We start from the raw sequence: 20,180 nt of genomic DNA on the forward strand, positions 1-20,180 counted from the left end.
ATAATATTGTATTCGAGTATTAGAAAAAGTAGAATAAATATCTTCTAATAATTGTTTTTACGAAATCTTCTTACCATGAATGGTTGTTTGTTATTTTCTTTTTGTACATTTGTAGCTAAAGAATACTAATGGAGTCGTTGTAAGGCTTAGGCTGTGAACGGTTCTTTTAAGTATTTTTTGTAAAATACATCTTAGATATCAATGTGATGGAACGTATTGACATATCAGTTTTAATGGCCGTTTATAAGAAAGATAATCCTGCTTTCCTTCGTGAGAGTTTAGAGAGTATCTTTACGCAGACTGTGGAGGCTGGTGAGGTTGTTCTATTAGAGGATGGACCCTTGACAGAGGCGTTGTATGATGTTATAAAGTTATATCAGTCAAAATATCCGGCGTTAAGAGTGGTGGCGTATTCCGTGAATCGTGGGTTAGGAAAGACCTTAAATGATGGGTTACAGTTATGTAAATACGATATTGTAGCTCGTATGGATGCGGATGATATATGCAAGTCTAATAGATTTGAAACAGAGTATAAGTGGCTTAAGACACATGAAGACTATGATGTGATAGGCTCTTGGGTTGATGAGTTTACCAAGGATAAGACGCAAGTCAGGTCGATAAGGAAAGTGCCTGAACAGTACGAAGATATAAAGAAGTATGCTCGTTATAGATGTCCAGTTAATCATCCGACAGTGATGTATAGGAAGGCTGCAGTGCAGGCAGTAGGAGGCTATCTCACAGAGTATTTCCCTGAAGATTATTTCCTTTGGTTGCGAATGTTAAAGAACGGCTGTAAGTTTCATAATATTCAGCAGTCTTTGTTGTGGTTCCGATATTCAGAAGAGACCGTGGCAAAGCGTGGTGGCTGGTCTTATGCTTGTGATGAGGTACGCATATTGGTAAGAATGCTGAAGATGGGGTACATCCCCTTTCATATATTCTGCCAAAGTGTTGTTATTCGATTCACCACTCGCATAATGCCTTTACCTATCCGTCAGCGCCTATATAATCTGATAAGAAAGACATAAGACAGCCTTATTGAGTAAACAAGGAGGGCGTCAATGACATCCACAAAGAGTTAGCACAATAAAACAGCTAACAATGCGTTACTATTTAGATGTTACAGTTAATGGTTAAAGATAAATACAGAATAAATTATAGATTCAATGGAAGACAATAAGAAGGAGAGTGTTGCAGTCAGTTCCTTTCTCAAGAAGCTCAAGCATGATTGGCTACGTTATCTAATCGTGTTTGTCGTTGCTTTGATAGGTTCTATCTTAGTGATTCTACCTGTCCCACGCTATTATAAGTGTGACATATCACTTGCTCCGGAGATGGATAATACTGAGAACGGGGGGAAACTAAGCTCTATTGCCTCTTCCTTTGGCGTAGATCTTGGTGATGTAGCATCTGGTAATGCCTTGCAACCCAGTCTTTATCCAGACTTGATGAAGTCGAATGAGTTTATAAAGAGTCTGCTACAGATTCCTGTAGAGACAAAAGATGGGTCGGTGAAGGCAAGTTACTATGATTATCTTTACAGTCATCAGAAAGACTCACCATACGGTAAGGCAATCGGATGGATAGCGAAGACGTTTGGTGATAGCGATAGTCTTACCACTGCAACAGAGCCTGTTAACCCCTTTATGCTCAATAAGAAGCAAGACGAAATATTCTCAAAGATAAAGGGAAACATTGCATGTGACATTGATATCAAGACTGGTCTGATAACGATTTCGGTGGAAGATCAAGACCCATTGATTAGTGCAACGATAGCTGACTCGGTACGAGCTAAACTACAGGACTTCATCACCAACTATAAAACCAACAAGATGAAGAATGACGTGAAGTACTATACAAAGTTGGTAGCAGAGGCAAAGAAGAAATATGAAGCCGCCCGTCAGAAGTATGCAACCTTCTCTGATGCCAATCAAGATGTTATCTTGCAAGAGCTTCAGTCACAGCGTGATGATTTAGAGAATGATATGCAGTTGAAGTTTAATGCATATAGTGCGCTGAGCACACAACTACAGAATGCACAGGCAAAGTTACAGGAGCATACCCCTTCCTTTACCATTGTTCAGAGCGCATCAGTGCCTGTCAAGCCCGCAGGACCTAAGCGAATGGCCTTTGTCTTCATTGTTGTTTTCCTCAGTATGATGGTTACGTTCGTTGTATGTAACTTCTCATTGTTGTTTGGTGGAGCAAAGGGCGAATAGTTGATGATAACAGTTAAGGATATAATAACGCGTATCAACTCGTCTTCTATATCTCGAAGAATGGGGAAGGGACTGGTATGGTCGTTTACAGGGACGGCTTTAGCGAAGTTCCTTACCTTAGTCGTTGGTATCATCTGTGCCCATATCTTGCAGAAAGAGGCATACGGAGAGTTCTCTATGGTGCGCTCCACTATTAATATGTTCATCGTCCTTGGCTCTGCAGGCTTAGGTGTTACGTCAACGAAGTATATAGCAGAATATAGGGAGAATCAGGCTGATAAGATTCCAGCTGTCTATGCTGCAACAAACTGCTTTGGCCTTTTAATGGCTATCATCACGGCAATCCTGATACTGTTAGGTGCACCGTTCATTGCGAATAATATCCTTCACCATGCAAGTATTGTGCTACCAGTAAGGGTAGGAGCGGTGTTGTTGTTCTTTTCTATCATCAATGGCGTACAGAACGGAGCCTTGATGGGCTTCGAGAACTTTAAGGCTATTGCTATTAACACACTGTTGGGTAGTATCTTGGAGTCGGTCTTGACCATCCTCGGCGCTTATTATTTTGGGGTAAATGGAGCTGTACTTGGTTTCGGGATGGGTTTCATCTTGATTTTTGTTATGAACCATCTCTCCATTAATAAGAATTTCTCTGCTATACAGATAAAGAAGTTAAGCATAAAGAACCTCCGTCTGAAGGATTTCTCTATCTTGTACACTTACAGTCTGCCAGCGGCACTCTCTTCCCTGCTTATTGCTCCTTCCTTCTGGTTGATACGTTCTATACTTGTTAGGACAGATGGCTTCCGTGAGCTTGCAGTGTTTGAAGCAGCCGACCAATGGAAGGTTATTATCTTGTTCATTCCCACTGCCTTTAGTCAAATAGTTCTTCCTATCCTGTCCAGTCTACATAAGGAAAAGACCTCCTTTGTGTCTACTTTGAAGTATAATATGCTGATAGTAGGAGTTACGGCATTGTTATTGGCAATAGGCGTGATGCTTTTCGGTGGTTTTATCATGCGCCTGTATGGTACGACCTATAACAATTCAGCCCCCTTACAGATACTGGCTATCTCAACAATCTTCTCTGCTTTAGCTAACGTTCTTGAGATGGCTGTATATAGCTTAGGCAAGATGTGGCAATGTTTTGGTATCAATGTCGTGTGGGCAATATTGATGATAGGATGCACCTACATCCTTTGTCAGAGAGGTAGTGGGGCTAATGGGCTTTCTATGGCAGTATTAGTTTCCTATATCGTGTCCTTCTTCATGTTCTTAGTTTACACATTCTTTGTTGTTAGGAAGGAGGTAAAGTGATGTCAGAGAAGGTACGTTATACGTTGTTTGCACTCTTTCTTTTCCTTACACAGATACTGGGTACGGGTATTGTTCCTATGGGGTTATTTGCCCTTTCGTTGTTAATGATACTCTCGCCCACCACCTTCTTAAGAAATCTAAGGTACACTCCAATTTTCTTTCTGTTTATTTGTCTATCCTTGGGAGTCGGGATCTATTTCGCATTATGCAATGGTCTGAAGTCTTGGAATATAGCTTATTGGGGACAGTTCTATTTCCTTTGCATCCTTCTCATGGGTGTTAAGGATAAGAAATCGTGCTTGGAGGCATTGCGCATCTTCGTCTTTATCATCTTTATCCTTGACTTTGGCACTAATCTCTTATTCCTTGTAGGAGTGAATGTACCATGGACTGAACTGCCACCAGTGCGCCCTGGCGAGGCACTTGCACGTTTCCCAGGTTTTAAGGGAAATGCCTTATATTCGGGAAGTGTCACCTTCGTGAGTGCTTGCTATATGCTTAATCAGAAGAAGGTGAATAAGCTTGTCTTCTACATAGGACTTGCGTCGATGGTAGGCAACCTTATCTTATCTGGTTCTTATCGCTATCTTATCATCGGAGCGGTTGTTGCAACGATGTATTACCTACGTTTGTATAGAAGTAAGATAATGATGATCGGGATGTATGTGTCAAGTATTATCGTTGTGTTTATGGCAACACTTGTCACGATGTTCTCTAATCTAAGTAACTTCTATCGGGCGTTTATTTGGTTCCATTTCATAAAGGAGATAGGCAAAGACCCATGGATAGGACATGGCTTCTTCAATATCCATTTGGATGAAAACCAAGACTTTAGTACACCTTCTCATTTGATAGCTAATGGCGTGACCGAGTCATGTATCCTAACTATTGGCTATAGCTTTGGTGTCATAGTATTGTTATTTTTCCTCGTAAGTATTGTCAAGACATTATTAAGATATAAGGCATACCGACGTTATTCAGTAGAGTTAGGATTGTTTATCGGTCTAACCTTGGACCTTTTCTGGGGTGGAAGTTTCGATAACACCTATACCTTTGCGTTATTGTTATTGAGTTGGTATCTGATTAATGAGACTGCTTGTAAAAGAGAACTGAATGAAGACATTCACGATAATAATACCGACGTATAATAATCTCGACCTTTTCAAGAGTGCGTATAGTTCTGTATGTAAGCAGGACTTCAAGGACTATGAGATTGTAGTAGTAGATGATTCCGAAGATTCATCTATATCGGATTACGTGTCAATGGTCAATGATTCATTTCTTGTTTATCGGCATCATGTGCCCTCAGCAGGTGCTGTTAATAATTGGAATAGTGGCTTACAGTTAGCAAGTGGTAGGTTTGTTATTGTGTTACATCACGATGAGGCTTTCGAAGAAGACGATTATCTGACTTCATTAAATGAGCATTTCCAAATGGGATACGACGTAGTTGTGACTCGTGTAAAAGTATTCAATGGTGGAGAACTTAAGCCTAATGTATTCTCAGAAGCTGTGATGAGGCTCTTCACAGGCTTTCCTTCGCTCCTTTTCCTTTGTAATGTCATCGGTCCTTGCTCTTGTGTCGCTTTTAGACGAGAGCATCTAACCTACTTTGACAGCCGACTCCACTGGCTTGTGGATGTTGATTGGTATTATCGTCTACTAAAGGGAAGGCACAGGACGTTCGTAGACAGTCTTCATGTTGACTCTTTTAATGATCATGACGATAAGATAACTAACCGGATAGATATCAAGCAAACCGAGGTAGAAGATATCTCTGTTCTTAGTTCAAAGTATAAGTATCGCCTACTGCTAAGATGTTGCTTGTGGGTCAATAAGGTCGTTATGCACTCTAATCTGAAATGTATAATAAAGAAAATAATGCGCAAATGAAGATAGTAAAGATATTAGGTGGCTTAGGCAATCAGATGTTTCAGTATGCTCTATACCTCTCCCTGCAAGAGTCATTCCCAAAGGAGCGGGTGGCGCTCGACCTTTCTTGCTTCCATGGCTATCACCTACATAATGGTTTCGAACTGGAGCGTATCTTCTCATTGACCGCACAGAAGGCGTCTGCGGCAGCTATCATGCGCATTGCCTATTACTACCCCAACTATCTTTTATGGCGTATTGGCAAACGTCTTCTACCTCGTCGTAAGACAATGTGCTTGGAGAGTTCTACCTTTCGCTATGATGAGTCGGTGTTGACAAGAGAAGGAGACAGATACTTCGATGGCTATTGGCAGGATGAAAGATACTTTGTAGCGTGTCGGGAGAAGGTCTTGAAAGCCTTTACTTTCCCAGCATTTAAGCGCACAGAGAACCTATCTTTGCTAAGGAAATTAGATAAGAACAGCGTTGCAATACACGTGAGGCGAGGCGATTATATAGGTAATCAACTTTATCAAGGTATTTGCGATCTCGACTATTATCGGGCTGCGATTGAGAAGATGTGTACGTATGTCACGCCTTCCATGTTTTGTATCTTTAGTAATGACATAGCATGGTGTCAGACGCATCTTCAGCCTTATCTGAAGGCTCCAGTAATCTATGTGACATGGAACACAGGAACAGAGAGCTATCGAGATATGCAGTTAATGTCGTGTTGTGCACATAACATCATTGCAAACTCTTCTTTCTCATGGTGGGGCGCATGGCTCAATCAGAATAGCGCAAAGGTTGTTATCGCTCCTAAACGATGGTTGAATATGGACAACTGCCAGTTCCCCTTACCAGCGTCTTGGGTTAAGATATAATCTACAAGAGCATCAATATTTTTTGATAGGTTTGCTTTCTACAGGCTACTCATTGCTTGTATGTCATAGTGTCTACTATTAACAGCAAAGCAAACTACCCTTTTCTTTTATTGTCCGGAGGCCTCGGACAAGTTGTCCGAACGCTTCGGACATGTTGTCCGGAGCCTCCGGACAAGTCATGTGAATGATGAATATCAATAGCGTGAAGCCTTTACTCGGTATTAATAAGGTATGATGTATCGTACTACTTATCCTTATAACGCTGACAGAAATTGGTTGACAAAAATCTTCATCCCCTTTGTCTGTGTAGGATAGGGGGCTTGAGAGGATTTGTTCTCTTGCCAACCTATCTCTTTAGCGTATTATTGTCAGATTAATGAAAAACGGTAGATCAGTATGTATTATACTGGTCTACCGTTTCTCTATCAGTGCCTATTGTGACAGCAAAATAGCTGCCATACCCTTTCACCTCTTACTTTATCAAGTTTGCAATCGTAGCTATGACGGCTGCGATGCTGGCAGCACTTGAGCCGACACTGAGGGTTTCAGCAAGGCTCATGCGACTTTGTATCTTTGTAGGAACAATGATCTCGCAGCCAGGACGTACCTTGGCATTGTGGCCAACCTTTGCTAACATACCGTTCATGTATAGGATATAGGTGTTACTCTTCTTGGCATCGCTGGCAAAACCACCGGCTTGATCGATATAGTAAGCAACACTCTTACCCTCAACATAACCGACAGAGTTAGGGAACATAACGGCACCATTGATCTTAACCGTACCATTGTATTGTGGAATAACAATGCGGTCGCCCTCACGAAGGACGATATCTGCATCGCTTCCAGGCTCTGCAATCGCTTTATCTAACTCTATACCAACAGGGTAGACATCAGGTACTTGGAATTTCTCCTCTAACTTCTTGTTGTTATCTTGTATCGCTTGAAGCACACCAGCATCCTTTGTTCTGATGGCTAAGTCCATCATGTTCTTGCGTTGTTGGTCTAATTGCATCTTATAAGCACTCTCCATTCGTAGGCGTTCGGATGGGGTAGGGCGTCGTTCTAAGCGTGCTCCTTTGATATAACCCAGCTCTGTTGCACCGCCTGCAGCCTTATAGATGTCGCTAAGGCGCATCTTTCTTGAGGTCAGTGTGTAGTTTCCTGCGAACACCACCTCGCCTTCTATGCTCACATTCTGTTGGTCGGTCGTACCCGGACTCTTGCGTACATAGACCTCATCGTAGGGTTCAAGAACGAAGCCCGGAGCACCATCAATGACGAAGCCATCGCGCAATGAGAAGGAGTAAGTGCGTGCGATGATAGAGTCAGGGGTAAGTGCTTGCGGATTGGTGATACGTCGTGACACATCCACCTTAACTGTGGAAGCAGTCTGTTTCAGGCCACCTGCCTGCAAGATAAAGTCTTCTAACGACTCATTATCAGCATATTGATAGATACCCGGATAGAGCACCTCGCCATGAATAGTTATCGTTCGCTGCTCTTGTGCATCGGTGCGAGTAGGAATAAACAGTACATCCTCGTTTTGTAACGGTATGTCGGCAACACGTCCGGTGAGGATACCATCTACGTCGACAGAGATAACCTCGAGTGTACGGTCGGCCTTTCTACGGTGTAAGACGGCGTGTGGCGCAAAGGCCACCTCGGTCAGTCCGTCTGCAGCCTCAATCAGTCCACGCACACTATTGATGCGTCCTCCAACCTCGTACATGCCCGGACGGAACACAGCACCCTTGATTTCGACCATGTTCTCATACCTTGGAATGACTGAGTCAACGCTGATGGAGTCCTCATCGGCCACTCGGAAGCTACGCATATCAAACTCGTTGACATTAAAGATAGAGTATTGACGACCCGTCTTCCTGCGTACCCGGACCGAACGGGTGTAGGCATCGCCAGCGAAACCACCTGCATAACTAATCAAGGTACCCAAGCTCTCGCCTCGTTTCATCTCATAGAACATTGGTCGTTTGACCTTTCCACTCACTTGAGCGAGCATCTCGTAGGGACCAACGACGATGACGTCATTGTCTGCTAAGCGTACGTTACCACTCAGATGGCCTCGACGAAGGAAATCGTAGACGTCGACTGTGCTAATCAGCGTTCCTCCTCTATACACCTTAATATTACGTAGTGTACCCAAGTCTCCGATACCTCCCGCCATATAAAGGGCATTGAAGACAGTGGCAAAGGCAGATAGTGTATAGGTACCAGGGGTCTTCACCTCACCAACCACGTTGACCATGATAGTATGGGTCTGCCCAACAGAGAGGCGGATGTTCGAACTGCTGTATCGTTTACCTATCTTTTCACGGATACGATTATTAGCTTGAGCGACCGTCAGTCCGCTTACCTGAATAGGTCCGAAGCCTTCCAAGGTGACGTAACCATCTGGGGCAACGGTCGTCTGGTAGGATTTCTGCGATGCACCATACACGTCGATAAACACAGCATCACCCGGTCCTATGCGATAGTTACGTGGTAGTGCCATGTTCATATTAGGTTCGAAGGACAGACTCTTATTGTTGAAGATGTCACGCCCCCACACCTTCTTGCGGTTCCTACTGAGTTGTTTCAGAAGGTTCTCATACATTGCTGCGGTGTCTTGCGGCATCCAGTCGTTCATCTCGGCTTGCATCTTCAGATACTCACCATCGTTCTCATCGTAAGTGTTTGCCCATGAGCGGTTAGGCGAAATGCGTCCTTCAGAATATCGACCCACCTCCTGTTCGTTGGCGTCATAGTCGTTGAGCGTTGCATCAGCTATCTGTCGCTTACTCTTTCCAGGCGTTGTTTGTCCGTTGTTCGTACGACTGCGGTCGGCTGTTGTCCCTTCCTTTGTAGCCCCGAAAGCAGCATTTCCTTTCTGCATCTTCTCGTATAAGTTCCTGACACGGCGTATCTGCGAGATGTCAACACCACTCTGCATGAGCTTGGTGACAATCTGCGACTGTGGAGTACCTTTCTTATGCTCTTTCTGCACAAAGTCCATAACCTGCGTATCGGTCATTGACGACTGTGCAAACCCATTGAGGGAACATAATGCGAGTAATACAAATAGAATATATTTCTTCATTGTCTTGTTTAGAATTTCTTACCTGTAAGGATGTTGACGACCGTTTTAACGATGATTGTAAAGTCGAGCCATAGCGTCCGATGTTCTAAGTAATGGATGTCCATCTCCATACGTTTGAGCATCTTCTCCATCGTGTCTGTATAGCCATTATAGAGTGTTGCCTCCGACGTTAAACCTGGTTTCATCTCATAGATGAGCTGATAGCGGTCGGTATGTCTTAGTATTTTGTCGATAAAATACTTACGTTCAGGACGCGGTCCCACGAATGACATGTCGCCTCTGAGCACATTCCATAGCTGTGGCAGTTCGTCTAAGTGATGGCCACGCAGGAACTGTTCCAATCGAGTAGAGTTCGAACTGTCGCATTTAGCAACCAGTTGTGGGCCCTCTTCCTCCACGATGCTGCTCATAGTTCGGAACTTAAAGATAGCAAACGGACGACCTTTATATCCAATGCGTATCTGTCGGAAGAAGATTGGTCCGTTGCTTTGATAAGTAATCAGAATACTGATGACGAGAAATAAGGGCGAACAGAGGGCCAGGCCGATGAGGGCACCAATAATGTCAAAGGCACGCTTCATTCTGTGTTGAAGCTTCCCCATGGCATCAAGACTCCCTTTCTCTTTCATTGTTTCTTCCTACTTTTAGTCCTTTATTGTTATAATAACTCTATTTTTGTAATTTTGTTGCAAAGGTACAGTATTTTATTTATTTTTCACTTAGAAATGCTTATCTTTCCCTTTGTCGTCGTAACTTTGTAAGGGAAAACGAGCTGAATATGCGTAAAATAATCCATATTGACATGGATGCTTTCTTTGCTTCTGTGGAGCAGAGGGACAATCCGGAATTGCGAGGCAAGCCTATTGCGGTTGGCTTCGACGGACCACGTGGCGTGGTGTCTACGGCCAGCTATGAGGCACGCCCATACGGTGTACACTCAGCTATGTCTATGGCTCAGGCGAAGCGGAGGTGCCCACAGCTCATAGTTGTCCCTACTCATTTCGAGAAATATAAGGAGGTTTCACAACAAATCCACGCTGTCTTCCATGAATACACAGACTTAGTAGAGCCGATATCACTGGATGAAGCGTTCTTGGATGTTACCGACAACAAAAAGGGGATTGAGCTGGCGGTTGATATCGCTAAGGAGATTAAGCAGAAAATACTTGAGCGTACGTCGTTGACGGCTTCTGCTGGGGTTAGTTTCAACAAGCTATTGGCGAAGATAGCATCTGATATGCGCAAGCCGAACGGTATCTTTACGGTGCATCCCGACCGTGCGCTCGATTTCATTGGGAGCTTACCAGTGGAGAAACTATGGGGTGTCGGACCGAAGACTGCTAATAGGATGCATGAGATGGGGGTGTTCACGGGAGCACAGCTGCGGCGCATCTCGTTCGAACATCTCGTACAGGTGTTTGGTAAGATGGGGCGTGTTTATTACGACTTCTCACGGGGTATTGACAATCGACCAGTCGTTGTTGCCTACGAACGTAAGTCAGTAGGATGCGAGCGCACGTTCCTTGAGGATTTACACATAGACACGAAGATTATCATCGAACTCTATCATATTGTCTTGGAATTGGTTGAACGCATTGAACGAAAGGATTTTAGCGGGCGGACACTCACCTTGAAACTGAAGTGGGATGCGACGACTCAGATAACACGAAGCCTTACACAAGAGAAGGTGTTACGGACGAAAGACGACATTCTGCCGCTTGCCAAACGACTACTGAAGGATACGGAGTATCATGACCGACCCATCCGTCTGATGGGACTCTCGGTCTCTTCGCCTGAAACAAACGATAAAGAGGGACAAAACCGACCGCAATGGGTGGAGGGTTTCCTGCCTTTCAGCGACGATAAACACAAGAGATAACAGACTGCTGAAAGTCATTGGGGAACAAGGCAGAACTTTCCTTGCCGAATTATCATCATGAAAAAAAAGAATTATTATCATGAAAAAAAATATTTATTGTCGTGAAAAGAAATATTTTTCTTCATGAAAAGAAATTAAGACGGTCGGTCTTCTGTCATGGAATACTAAGTTAGATGCTAATCGAAAGTTCGTTAACTTGCCCTTAGAATATTGCTTAAAACATTTCCAAATATCAAAGAAAAGTATTAAATTTGCACTTGATAATCTGGCGTATAACGCCAAGGATATGTTTTGTCCTTTGTTCTCTTTAATCATTATTATTAAGAAGTCATAGCGTATGCAATATAATGTAACGTGTAACAAATGCAATCGCACATTTACTATTACGGCTAATGGTGGCGAGAGTTTACAGTGTACTTGTCCTTATTGTGGGCAGTCGTTGTTTGTCAACTTGCCTTCACAGGTAAGCCCTGTGTCCCCTGTTGCACAGCAACCTATCAATGATCAGCATGACAGCGGGAACCAAAATTCAATGCAAAAAATACTTCTTACGATTCTGATTGTACTTATCTTAGGTGGCTTGGCCGTCTTTGGTTTTATCTACTGGCAGAACGAGAAGGAGGCTGCCCAGATGGAGTTGCAGGCACAAAGGAAGGCTCATTCAGACTCGTTGATGCAGGTGCGTGCACAGATGGAGGCTCAAGAAGCAGCCGTACAAAAGCAGAATGAGAAGCGGAAGGGGATATGTAGTTTCCTAACATCGTTCTATCAGAAGGCCGTTCTGGTAGATGATGCTGACGCAAACTTCTATAGTCGTTACCTTACCGACTACTGTCGTCGAATCGTCTTCGGTGTGCCTGATGGTTATGATGCGGATGTTGAAGAGTCGACGATGTGGTGGGGAGCCTTCGGAAACACTGCTACCGAGCCCGACCTCTCACAGCTTTTGCGCAATCTGACAGTGGTTCCTATAGATGACAACTGGTATAAGGTAAGACTGTCACAAGATGGAGAAACGGAGTATCGTCAGGTGAAGGTGCTATCGCAAGATGGTCATATCCTCATTGACGACATAAGATAATAAAGACGAAAGGAGGTTAGAATGCAATTTCAGATAGCTTGCAAACATTGTCATCGTCCCTTTGTTATTCAGTCGGAGGGTGGCAACACGCTAAGATGTAATTGCCCCTATTGTGGTGAGAGTATGACGGTGGCCACCCCACAGATGGGTGCCCCAGATGGCAGTCGGGCTGAGACGACGGCCACAGTGAGCCACGTACAAGTGGAGCGGGATAACATGAACGTACAAGCCAGACCTACGGTGGAGCGAAAACCATCGAAGGGTGGACTGGGAAAGAAGGTAACAATCATCTTTGTTGGCTTCTTGTTATTCGTTATTCTCATGTCGTCACTCTTATATATAATATTCTCAGCGATGTCAAATTAAACTTTTACACACTCAAATTTATGAAACAGACAAAGATAGTATGTTCTATTAGCGACCGTCACTGTGATGTTGACTTCCTAAGAAAGCTGTTCTTCTCAGGTATGAACGTTGTGCGTATGAATACAGCTCATGCCAGTCAAGAGGGTATCAGACAGATTATTCGCAACACAAGGGCTGTGTCGCAACACTTAGCCTTGCTCATTGATACCAAGGGACCAGAGGTGAGAACGACCGCATTGGACGAGCCTATTCATTATAAAGTAGGCGATATGGTTAAGATCATTGGCCGTCCTGAGATGGACACAACCAAGGACATCATTAATGTCTCTTATCCTGACTTCGCTCGTGATGTGAAGGTTGGCGACCACGTCTTATTTGATGACGGTGCATTAGACATGCTTGTTGTTGAAAGCGATGGCCCAATGCTGATCGCACAGGTGCAGAATGAGGGCGATCTTGGCTCTCGTAAGAGTGTGAACGTACCGGGTGAACATATCGAACTCCCTGCCCTTACGGAGAAAGACAAGAGTAATATCTTGTTGGCAATAGAGGAGGATATCGACTTTATTGCCCATTCTTTCGTTCGCTCAGCGGCTGATGTTCTTGAAGTACAGAAGATACTTGACGAGCATAACTCTGATATTAAGATTATCTCAAAGATTGAGAATCAAGAGGGTGTAGACAATATCGACGAGATTATCGATGCTTCTTACGGTATCATGATTGCACGTGGTGACTTGGGTATCGAGGTTCCTATCGAGCAGATTCCTGGTATTCAGCGTAGTATCATTGACAAGTGTATCTTGAAGAAGAAGCCTGTTATCGTGGCTACTCAGATGCTTCATACGATGATTAATAACCCTCGTCCTACACGTGCTGAGGTTACCGATATTGCAAACGCTATCTATAGTCACACCGATGCACTGATGTTAAGCGGTGAGACAGCAAGCGGTAAGTATCCTGTTGAGGCTGTTCAGACGATGGCTCGTATTGCGGAAGCGGCAGAGCAGGACGCTCATAAGCGTGGACACATCACTGTGCCGATGATTAATCAGAATGATCAGCGTGAGTTCTTGTCACGAAGTGCTATCGAGGCTACCGAGCAGTTGGGTGTTAAGGGTATCATCACCGACAGCGAGACGGGTCAGACGGCTCGCAATCTTGCTGCCTTCCGTGGTCCACACCCTGTGTTGGCTATCTGCTATAAGGACAAGGTACAGCGCTGGTTGAACCTTAGCTATGGTGTTATTGCTGTCTATCAGCATCGCCATAAGTCTAATGAAGAGATGTTTACAGCCGCTTTGCGTATGCTTCGTCAGAAGGGTTACATCGAGTTAGAAGATAAGATAGCCTACCTCTCTGGTACGTTTGGCAATGGTGGCGGCACTACTTTCCTTGAGATAAACAAGGTGGGTGATGTCTTCGCACGCAAGTATCGCTTCCATCTCCCAGAGGGTGTGAATACGGGTGAGGAAGAGGCTTAATGCTTCTTGAGCCTTAACAAAAGGATTTATCATGGTCGTTCCTGTCTTGGAGCGACCATTTTTCGTATTATACAAACGGTGGATACAGTTGGTGGAAAGGGCTTTGTGAGGGCTTGAGCGATAGGGGAATATAAAATGAAGAAGCCTTCGTTGATGGGTTTATGTTGTTGACTTTCTGTTAAAATTAGCTTTTAGCGGTTGGTGATAGTACTGTTAGTTATGGGTAGATAGTACTATCAGTAATGAAAATGCAATACTATTAAGGGAGAGGAGATAATGTTCTTAGTTTGGGAGGATGCTTCTTTCAAGTGAAGAAGATAATCCTTTCAATTCGGAAAGGTTAGTCTTTTTAGGGTAAAATGATAGTGATTTCAATGTGGCAAGAGCGTGTTATTTATTCGGAAAGGTTATCCTTTTATATGAAGCTGATAGTGCTATCGGTCCGGAAAGGCCAGTCTTTTAGATGTAGTCGATAGTGCTATCGGCTCGAAAGGATGGTGTTATCAATTCGGGAAGATTATTCTTTTAGGTGAAGCTGATAGTGCTATCGGTCCGGGAAGGGTAGTCTTTTAGATGTAGTCGATAGTGCTATCGGCTCGAAAGGATGGTGTTATCAATTTGGAAAGGCCATTTTTTTAGGTGAAGCTGATAGTGTTCTTAATCTGGAAGGATTGTGCTGTCAAAACGGGAAGGAGGTGCTTCTAAGTGGAGGCAGAGCCAGCCATTAATAAAGAAAGGTAAGGACTAAAATAAACAAAGGTGCCAGAAGAATTTCTGAACACCTTTGTCATAATGCAACTTATATAATTTTTTTTCCCTTGATGGGCTAATCCTAATCGTGTTGAAGAGGTATCTTCTTAACACGACGTTCGTGTCTTCCACCTTCAAAGCTGGCTTTGAAGAAGGCGTCGAGTATCTTTTCGGCTGTCTTATTGTCGATAAATCGACCAGGGAGGACGATGACATTCGCATCATTATGCTGTCGAGTCAACTCGGCAACATCCTTGTTCCATACCAAGCCAGCACGTACGCCTTGGTGTTTATTAAGTGTTATGGCCATTCCTTCACCGCTACCACAGATCGCAATAGCCGGGTACACCTCACCACTCTCTACGGCTTCAGCCAATGGGTGAGCATAGTCAGGATAGTCGCAACTTAAGTCACTATTACAGCCAAAATCCTTATATGCATACTTGTGGTTCTCCAAATACTGGATTACGAACTGCTTTAATGGATAGCCTGCGTGGTCGCAGGCAACTCCTACTGTCTTAATTTCCATAAGCTGTTTAGGTTTTATGAGTCCCTTACTGCCGTGAGGAAGAAGGGACGTCTGGTTAAACGTTTATGCTAAAAACTCTTTTACTTGCTTATATACGTTCTCGGCTGTGAAGCCCAACTTCTCGTCTAACACCTTATAAGGAGCTGAGAAACCGAAGCTGTTGAGGCCATATACCTTGCCATTAGCACCCACCAAGCCCTCAAGGGTCACTGGGAGACCTGCTGTAAGACCAAATATCTTTGCGTCTCTTGGCAGGATCTGCTCTTGATACTCCTTGCTTTGGCGACGGAAGAGACCCTCTGATGGAGCACTCACAACACGTACCTTAATGCCGTCTTTGCGTAGTAACTCAGCACCTTCAACGCAGGTTGATACCTCAGAGCCGCTTGCAACGAGGATAACATCAAACTGTTCGTCAGAGCCAGTGACGATGTATGCACCCTTGCGAGTCAACTGGTAGTCTGTTCCCTCTGGTAGGCTCTTCACATTCTGACGTGAGAAGATGAGCGCTGTTGGCGTGTCCATGTTCTCCATAGCCATCTGCCAACATACGGTGGCAGCGTCACTGTCGGCTGGACGAAGCACTCGTACTGAGTCTTGGCCAGCATGGTTCTGCAGCTTCTCCATCAAGCGTATCTGTGCTTCCTGCTCCACTGGCTCATGCGTAGGACCGTCTTCACCAACACGGAAAGCGTCGTGGCTCCATACAAACTTAACTGGTGTCTGCATGAGGGCAGCCATGCGGATGGCTGGTTTCATATAGTCGGAGAAGACAAAGAACGTTCCCATTGCAGTGATAACACCACCATGTAGCATCATACCGATACACATACAGGCCATTGCCAACTCACTAACGCCTGCTTGGAAGAAGGCTCCACTGAAATCATCACGTGTGAATGCGTGTGTCTTATTTAGGAAACCATCAGTCTTATCAGAGTTGCTTAGGTCGGCAGATGATACGATCATGTTAGGAACCTGCTCTGCAATGACACCGAGACAAGCTGCTGATCCATTGCGGGTAGGGATGTCACGCTTTTGTACAAGTCCACTCCAATCAATCTTTGGAGCCTTATTAGAGAACCACTCGTGCATCTGTTCTGCCTTCTTAGGGTTCTCTTTTGCCCATAACTCTTCGGCTGCATGACGCTCAGCAACAATCTTTCTGAGTTCTGCGGCACGGTCGTCATAGAGCTTCTGTACCTCTGGGAATATCTTGAATGGGTCCTCTAAGTCACCACCAAGGTTCTTTACTGTATTTATGTAGGCGTCACCACCCAATGGTGCACCATGTGTCTTAATACTGTTTTCGTAGCTACTGCCGTCTGCTTGCAGTGCTCCCTTCGCCATAACAGTCCTACCGATAATGAGCGTAGGGCGGTCTTCCTCCTTATTAGCAGCTACCAATGCTTCACGGATAGCGTCTGCGTTGTTGCCATCAATCTCCAGTACGTTCCATCCCCAAGCACGGTATTTCATGCCGGTGTCTTCGTCCATGACGTCTCCACATTCAGTAGAAAGCTGAATGTTATTAGCGTCATAAAACATAATAAGGTTGTTGAGTCCTAAGTTACCAGCTAATCGTCCTACCTCTGCACTAATGCCTTCTTGAACGCCACCGTCAGAGATAAAGGCGTAAATCTTGTGTTGCATCATGGTATGACCAAGCCTTGCTTCGAGGAACTTCTCGGCTACTGCTGCACCAGCAGCGTATGCGTGGCCTTGTCCCAATGGTCCTGAAGAGTTCTCAATGCCATGTTTAATGTCTCTCTCAGGATGACCTGGCGTGACAGACCCCCATTGGCGGAATTGCTTAATATCGTCAACAGTGAACTTTCTCTGTAGTGTCAGTGCAGCGTAGAGCATTGGCGACATGTGACCTGGGTCGAGATAGAAACGGTCACGGCCTGCCCATTCAGGTTGATCAGGGTCAAAGATGAGAAATTCAGAGAATAAAACGTTGATAAAGTCGGCGCCACCCATAGCGCCACCAGGGTGCCCTGACTTTGCTTTTTCAACCATTGACACTGCGAGAAGTCTGATGTTATCCGCGGCTTGGTCCATCAATTGCTTGTCATTCATAAATAGATTGGATTTTTGAAATTATAATGCAAATATAAAGATAAATATGGATACATCAAAATAATAAACTTACTATTTTCTCAAAATATTGAAAATTGCCTAAACGTAGGTATTTGTCTTACTTTGTTTCGTTGGTGTTTAGTTGTCTTGCGCTTGGTTTGTTGGTTTGCTGTCTTTGCTTGTGTAATATTCTGCTTAGCTTTGAACGCCGTCTTATCATTGGTTTTTTCTGTGTGTTTTAAGGTCTTATTATGTTTGTGTATAGTTGTTCTTTACTTTGAGGTGGGACTGTATAGAGGGTTTGTTAACGTCTTCTTTCGTCGTAGGAATAGTCGTAAAGGGTCGGTAATGTCCTATCATTGAATGGAGTAGGGCATTCGCAGGATTCTTCTCGTAGCCGATGACGCATAAAAGAAGGCCTTAGGGCGTATGTGGTTGATGGATAGTAAGATAACAAAAAGGGCACATCAGAATATAGATCCATAACGTTTCTACATTCGATATACCCTTTGTAAAAATGGTTTTAGTAGGATTCTTCTATCAATCCCCTATTATAATAGGTTATAGTGAGGCCTCAGCATAAATTTCTTTATTGATACGATACAACGCAGCACCACGTTTGCTTGTCACCTTATCAATAAGGTCTGTCTTCTCAATAAAGTCTATCTGCTTGATACGCTTGCGGAAATTACGTTTATCAATCTCAACTCCTAAGATCGCTTCGTGTACGTTCTGCAGCTGTGTGAGGGTGAATAGCTCTGGGAGAAGATTAAATCCAAGAGGGTCTTTGTTGATGAGTTTGCGAAGTTGACTTAATGCTATCTGTACCATCTCGATATGGTCACCATATAAGTCGGGTAGGTTGTTGACATCAACCCACTGCAAGTCATTCTTCTCTAAGAGCTTACGGTCGTAGTCAGAGACATTGATAAGTGCGCAATAAGCGATTGAGATAACACGGTCACCAGGGTCACGATCGGTCTCACCGAAGGCTCCCACCTGTCGCATATAGATGTTATTGATGCCAGTACATTGGTATAAGACTCTGTTAGCAGCCTCTTTCAAGCTCTCATCCTCTCTAACGAAGCCGCCATAGAGAGAGAGTTTTCCGCTGTAAGGTTCGACTACACGCTTACCAACGAGTAGTTGTAACTTCTTGTTTTCAAATCCCAATACGATGCAATCGACTGAAACTAATAGTTTAGGTTCTCCTTTGTAGTATTTGTTCATATTTTAGGTTTTGTTTAGAGATGTTTATTGTTTTGATGTTTGTTGGTTGTGTTGGAGTATCTCTTTGTTGTGCAAAGGTGATAGTTTAAGGTTATGTCTTGTGTTAAATACTTGGTATTCTTCTTTTCCTTAGTTCTTAGATAAGGGCCGAGCAGTAGGCTTGTTCGGCCCTATGTCTAATATTGTATTTGCGGGGAGTGACACCTCGTGAGATGCCACCCAGTCATTAGCAAACCTTGTGAGAGCCGTCGCTGATAACCACAGGATAAACCTCTGGTGCGTGACCATACTTCGCATTGAATTTCTCAGTCACGTCAGCAATGAACTTATCGTACACGTTGTCCTTAACAAGGTTGATGGTACAACCACCGAAACCACCGCCCATAATGCGCGAGCCAGTCACACCATTCTCCTTAGCAACGTCGTTGAGGAAGTCGAGTTCTTCACAGCTTACCTCATACTCCTTGCTGAGTCCGTGATGTGTCTCGTACATCTTCTGGCCAACAGTCTCATAGTCGCCAGCAACGAGGGCGTCGCAAACAGCGAGGACACGCTCCTTCTCACCGAGAACAAAGTGTGCACGCTTGTAGTCCTCAGCACTAACCACATCCTTGACAGCCTCTAAATCGTCCCAATTAGCATCACGTAATGTCTCGAACTTCCTGTCTGGGAAATGCTTAGCCATAGCTGCAACAACATTCTCACAGCTTCTGCGACGGTCGTTGTATGGGCTACCAACGAGTTCGTGCTTTACCTTTGAGTTAACAAGAACGAGCTTGTAACCCTCTGGATTGAATGGGAAGTACTCGAATTCACGGCTGCGGCAATCGAGGCGCATCAGCTTACCTTTCTGTCCGAAGACGCTTGCGAACTGGTCCATGATACCACAGTTCACACCGATATACTTGTGTTCTGTAGCCTGACCAGCGAGTGCGATGTCCCACTTTGATATCTTATTATCAGCAAACAAGTCGTTCAATGCGCATCCGAAGCAGCTCTCCATAGCGGCAGAAGAACTCATACCTGCACCGAGAGGAACGTCGCCAGCGAAAGCAATATTGAATCCCTTTACGTCGACACCAAGTGCCTTGAACTCCTGTACCATACCATAGATGAAGTGTGCCCATGTCGCACGTGGTCCTTCTGGGTCGTCAACCTTGAACTCTACACGGTCCTTGAGGTCGATTGAGTAGCACATAATAGTATTTGTACCGTTAGGACGAACCTCCGCCATGACGCCCTTGTCTACTGCACCAGGGAATACGAAGCCACCGTTATAGTCGGTATGCTCGCCAATAAGGTTAATACGTCCTGGTGAGAAATAAATGTTTCCAGTCTGGCCGTCGAAGTGCTTTACAAAACGACTTCTTACAAATTCTATGTCCATGTTAGTAAT

General features: G+C 44.3%; 16 protein-coding genes. 10 read left to right on the forward strand and 6 right to left on the reverse strand.

Going from position 1 to position 20,180, the window contains the following annotated elements:
• The first annotated feature begins 206 nt into the window (after nucleotides 1–206).
• The 6 genes from AXF23_RS02945 to AXF23_RS02970 all read left to right on the forward strand — a co-directional run bounded on the left by AXF23_RS02945 (nucleotide 207) and on the right by AXF23_RS02970 (nucleotide 6,292).
• A complete protein-coding gene (locus tag AXF23_RS02945) occupies nucleotides 207–1,028 on the forward strand; it encodes a glycosyltransferase (protein ID WP_107624237.1) in 822 nt (273 codons plus the stop codon).
• 138 nt (nucleotides 1,029–1,166) lie between these two features.
• A complete protein-coding gene (locus tag AXF23_RS02950) occupies nucleotides 1,167–2,219 on the forward strand; it encodes a chain-length determining protein (RefSeq protein ID WP_107624238.1) in 1,053 nt (350 codons plus the stop codon).
• Between the two features lie 3 nt (nucleotides 2,220–2,222).
• Nucleotides 2,223–3,536 (forward strand): oligosaccharide flippase family protein, encoded by a 1,314-nt coding sequence (locus tag AXF23_RS02955; protein WP_107624239.1) that lies wholly within the window; start codon nucleotides 2,223–2,225, stop codon nucleotides 3,534–3,536.
• Nucleotides 3,536–4,684 carry a ligase gene (locus AXF23_RS02960; RefSeq protein WP_107624240.1) on the forward strand — a complete coding sequence of 383 codons (1,149 nt, stop codon included), beginning with the start codon at nucleotides 3,536–3,538 and terminating at the stop codon, nucleotides 4,682–4,684. The genes AXF23_RS02955 and AXF23_RS02960 overlap by 1 nt, the downstream gene beginning before the upstream one ends.
• Entirely contained in the window at nucleotides 4,650–5,429 is a 780-nt protein-coding gene (locus tag AXF23_RS02965) for a glycosyltransferase family 2 protein (protein WP_107624241.1), read from the forward strand. Before AXF23_RS02960 ends, AXF23_RS02965 begins: the two co-directional genes overlap by 35 nt.
• Entirely contained in the window at nucleotides 5,426–6,292 is an 867-nt protein-coding gene (locus tag AXF23_RS02970; RefSeq protein ID WP_107624242.1) for an alpha-1,2-fucosyltransferase, read from the forward strand. Before AXF23_RS02965 ends, AXF23_RS02970 begins: the two co-directional genes overlap by 4 nt.
• A gap of 472 nt (nucleotides 6,293–6,764) precedes the next feature.
• On the opposite strand, the gene AXF23_RS02975 is transcribed toward AXF23_RS02970, so the two are convergent.
• Together AXF23_RS02975 and AXF23_RS02980 are read right to left on the reverse strand one after the other, a co-directional pair.
• Nucleotides 6,765–9,386 carry an SLBB domain-containing protein gene (locus tag AXF23_RS02975; protein ID WP_107624243.1) on the reverse strand — a complete coding sequence of 874 codons (2,622 nt, stop codon included), beginning with the start codon at nucleotides 9,384–9,386 and terminating at the stop codon, nucleotides 6,765–6,767.
• Between the two features lie 8 nt (nucleotides 9,387–9,394).
• Nucleotides 9,395–10,015, reverse strand: a complete 621-nt coding sequence (locus AXF23_RS02980) for a sugar transferase (RefSeq protein ID WP_107624244.1) — start codon at nucleotides 10,013–10,015, stop codon at nucleotides 9,395–9,397.
• A 149-nt stretch (nucleotides 10,016–10,164) separates the two neighbouring features.
• On the opposite strand from AXF23_RS02980, the gene dinB reads away from it, so the two are divergent.
• The 4 genes from dinB (at nucleotide 10,165) to pyk (ending at nucleotide 14,196) form a co-directional block, all read left to right on the forward strand.
• The gene (gene dinB, locus AXF23_RS02985) at nucleotides 10,165–11,265 is read left to right on the forward strand and encodes a DNA polymerase IV (protein WP_107624245.1); all 1,101 of its coding nucleotides are present in this window, start codon (nucleotides 10,165–10,167) and stop codon (nucleotides 11,263–11,265) included.
• 337 nt (nucleotides 11,266–11,602) lie between these two features.
• Complete coding sequence (locus tag AXF23_RS02990) at nucleotides 11,603–12,346, forward strand: hypothetical protein (protein WP_107624246.1); 744 nt, start codon at nucleotides 11,603–11,605, stop codon at nucleotides 12,344–12,346.
• A 21-nt stretch (nucleotides 12,347–12,367) separates the two neighbouring features.
• Nucleotides 12,368–12,712: a hypothetical protein gene (locus AXF23_RS16210; protein ID WP_233251227.1), complete on the forward strand. Its 345-nt coding sequence runs from the start codon at nucleotides 12,368–12,370 to the stop codon at nucleotides 12,710–12,712.
• 20 nt (nucleotides 12,713–12,732) lie between these two features.
• Entirely contained in the window at nucleotides 12,733–14,196 is a 1,464-nt protein-coding gene (gene pyk / locus AXF23_RS03000) for a pyruvate kinase (RefSeq protein WP_107624247.1), read from the forward strand.
• 832 nt (nucleotides 14,197–15,028) lie between these two features.
• Here pyk and AXF23_RS03005 read toward each other — a convergent pair.
• The 4 genes from AXF23_RS03005 to galK all read right to left on the reverse strand — a co-directional run bounded on the left by AXF23_RS03005 (nucleotide 15,029) and on the right by galK (nucleotide 20,171).
• Entirely contained in the window at nucleotides 15,029–15,475 is a 447-nt protein-coding gene (locus AXF23_RS03005) for an RpiB/LacA/LacB family sugar-phosphate isomerase (protein WP_107624248.1), read from the reverse strand.
• Nucleotides 15,476–15,538: 63 nt separating this feature from the next.
• Nucleotides 15,539–17,554 (reverse strand): transketolase family protein, encoded by a 2,016-nt coding sequence (locus tag AXF23_RS03010; RefSeq protein WP_107624249.1) that lies wholly within the window; start codon nucleotides 17,552–17,554, stop codon nucleotides 15,539–15,541.
• 561 nt (nucleotides 17,555–18,115) lie between these two features.
• On the reverse strand, nucleotides 18,116–18,784 hold the full coding sequence (locus tag AXF23_RS03015; protein WP_107624250.1) for an NUDIX hydrolase: 669 nt from the start codon (nucleotides 18,782–18,784) through the stop codon (nucleotides 18,116–18,118).
• A 226-nt stretch (nucleotides 18,785–19,010) separates the two neighbouring features.
• On the reverse strand, nucleotides 19,011–20,171 hold the full coding sequence (galK, locus tag AXF23_RS03020; RefSeq protein ID WP_107624251.1) for a galactokinase: 1,161 nt from the start codon (nucleotides 20,169–20,171) through the stop codon (nucleotides 19,011–19,013).
• Nucleotides 20,172–20,180: the final 9 nt, after the last annotated feature.

Source organism: Prevotella sp. oral taxon 313, assembly GCF_003043935.1.
Lineage (GTDB): Bacteria > Bacteroidota > Bacteroidia > Bacteroidales > Bacteroidaceae > Prevotella > Prevotella jejuni.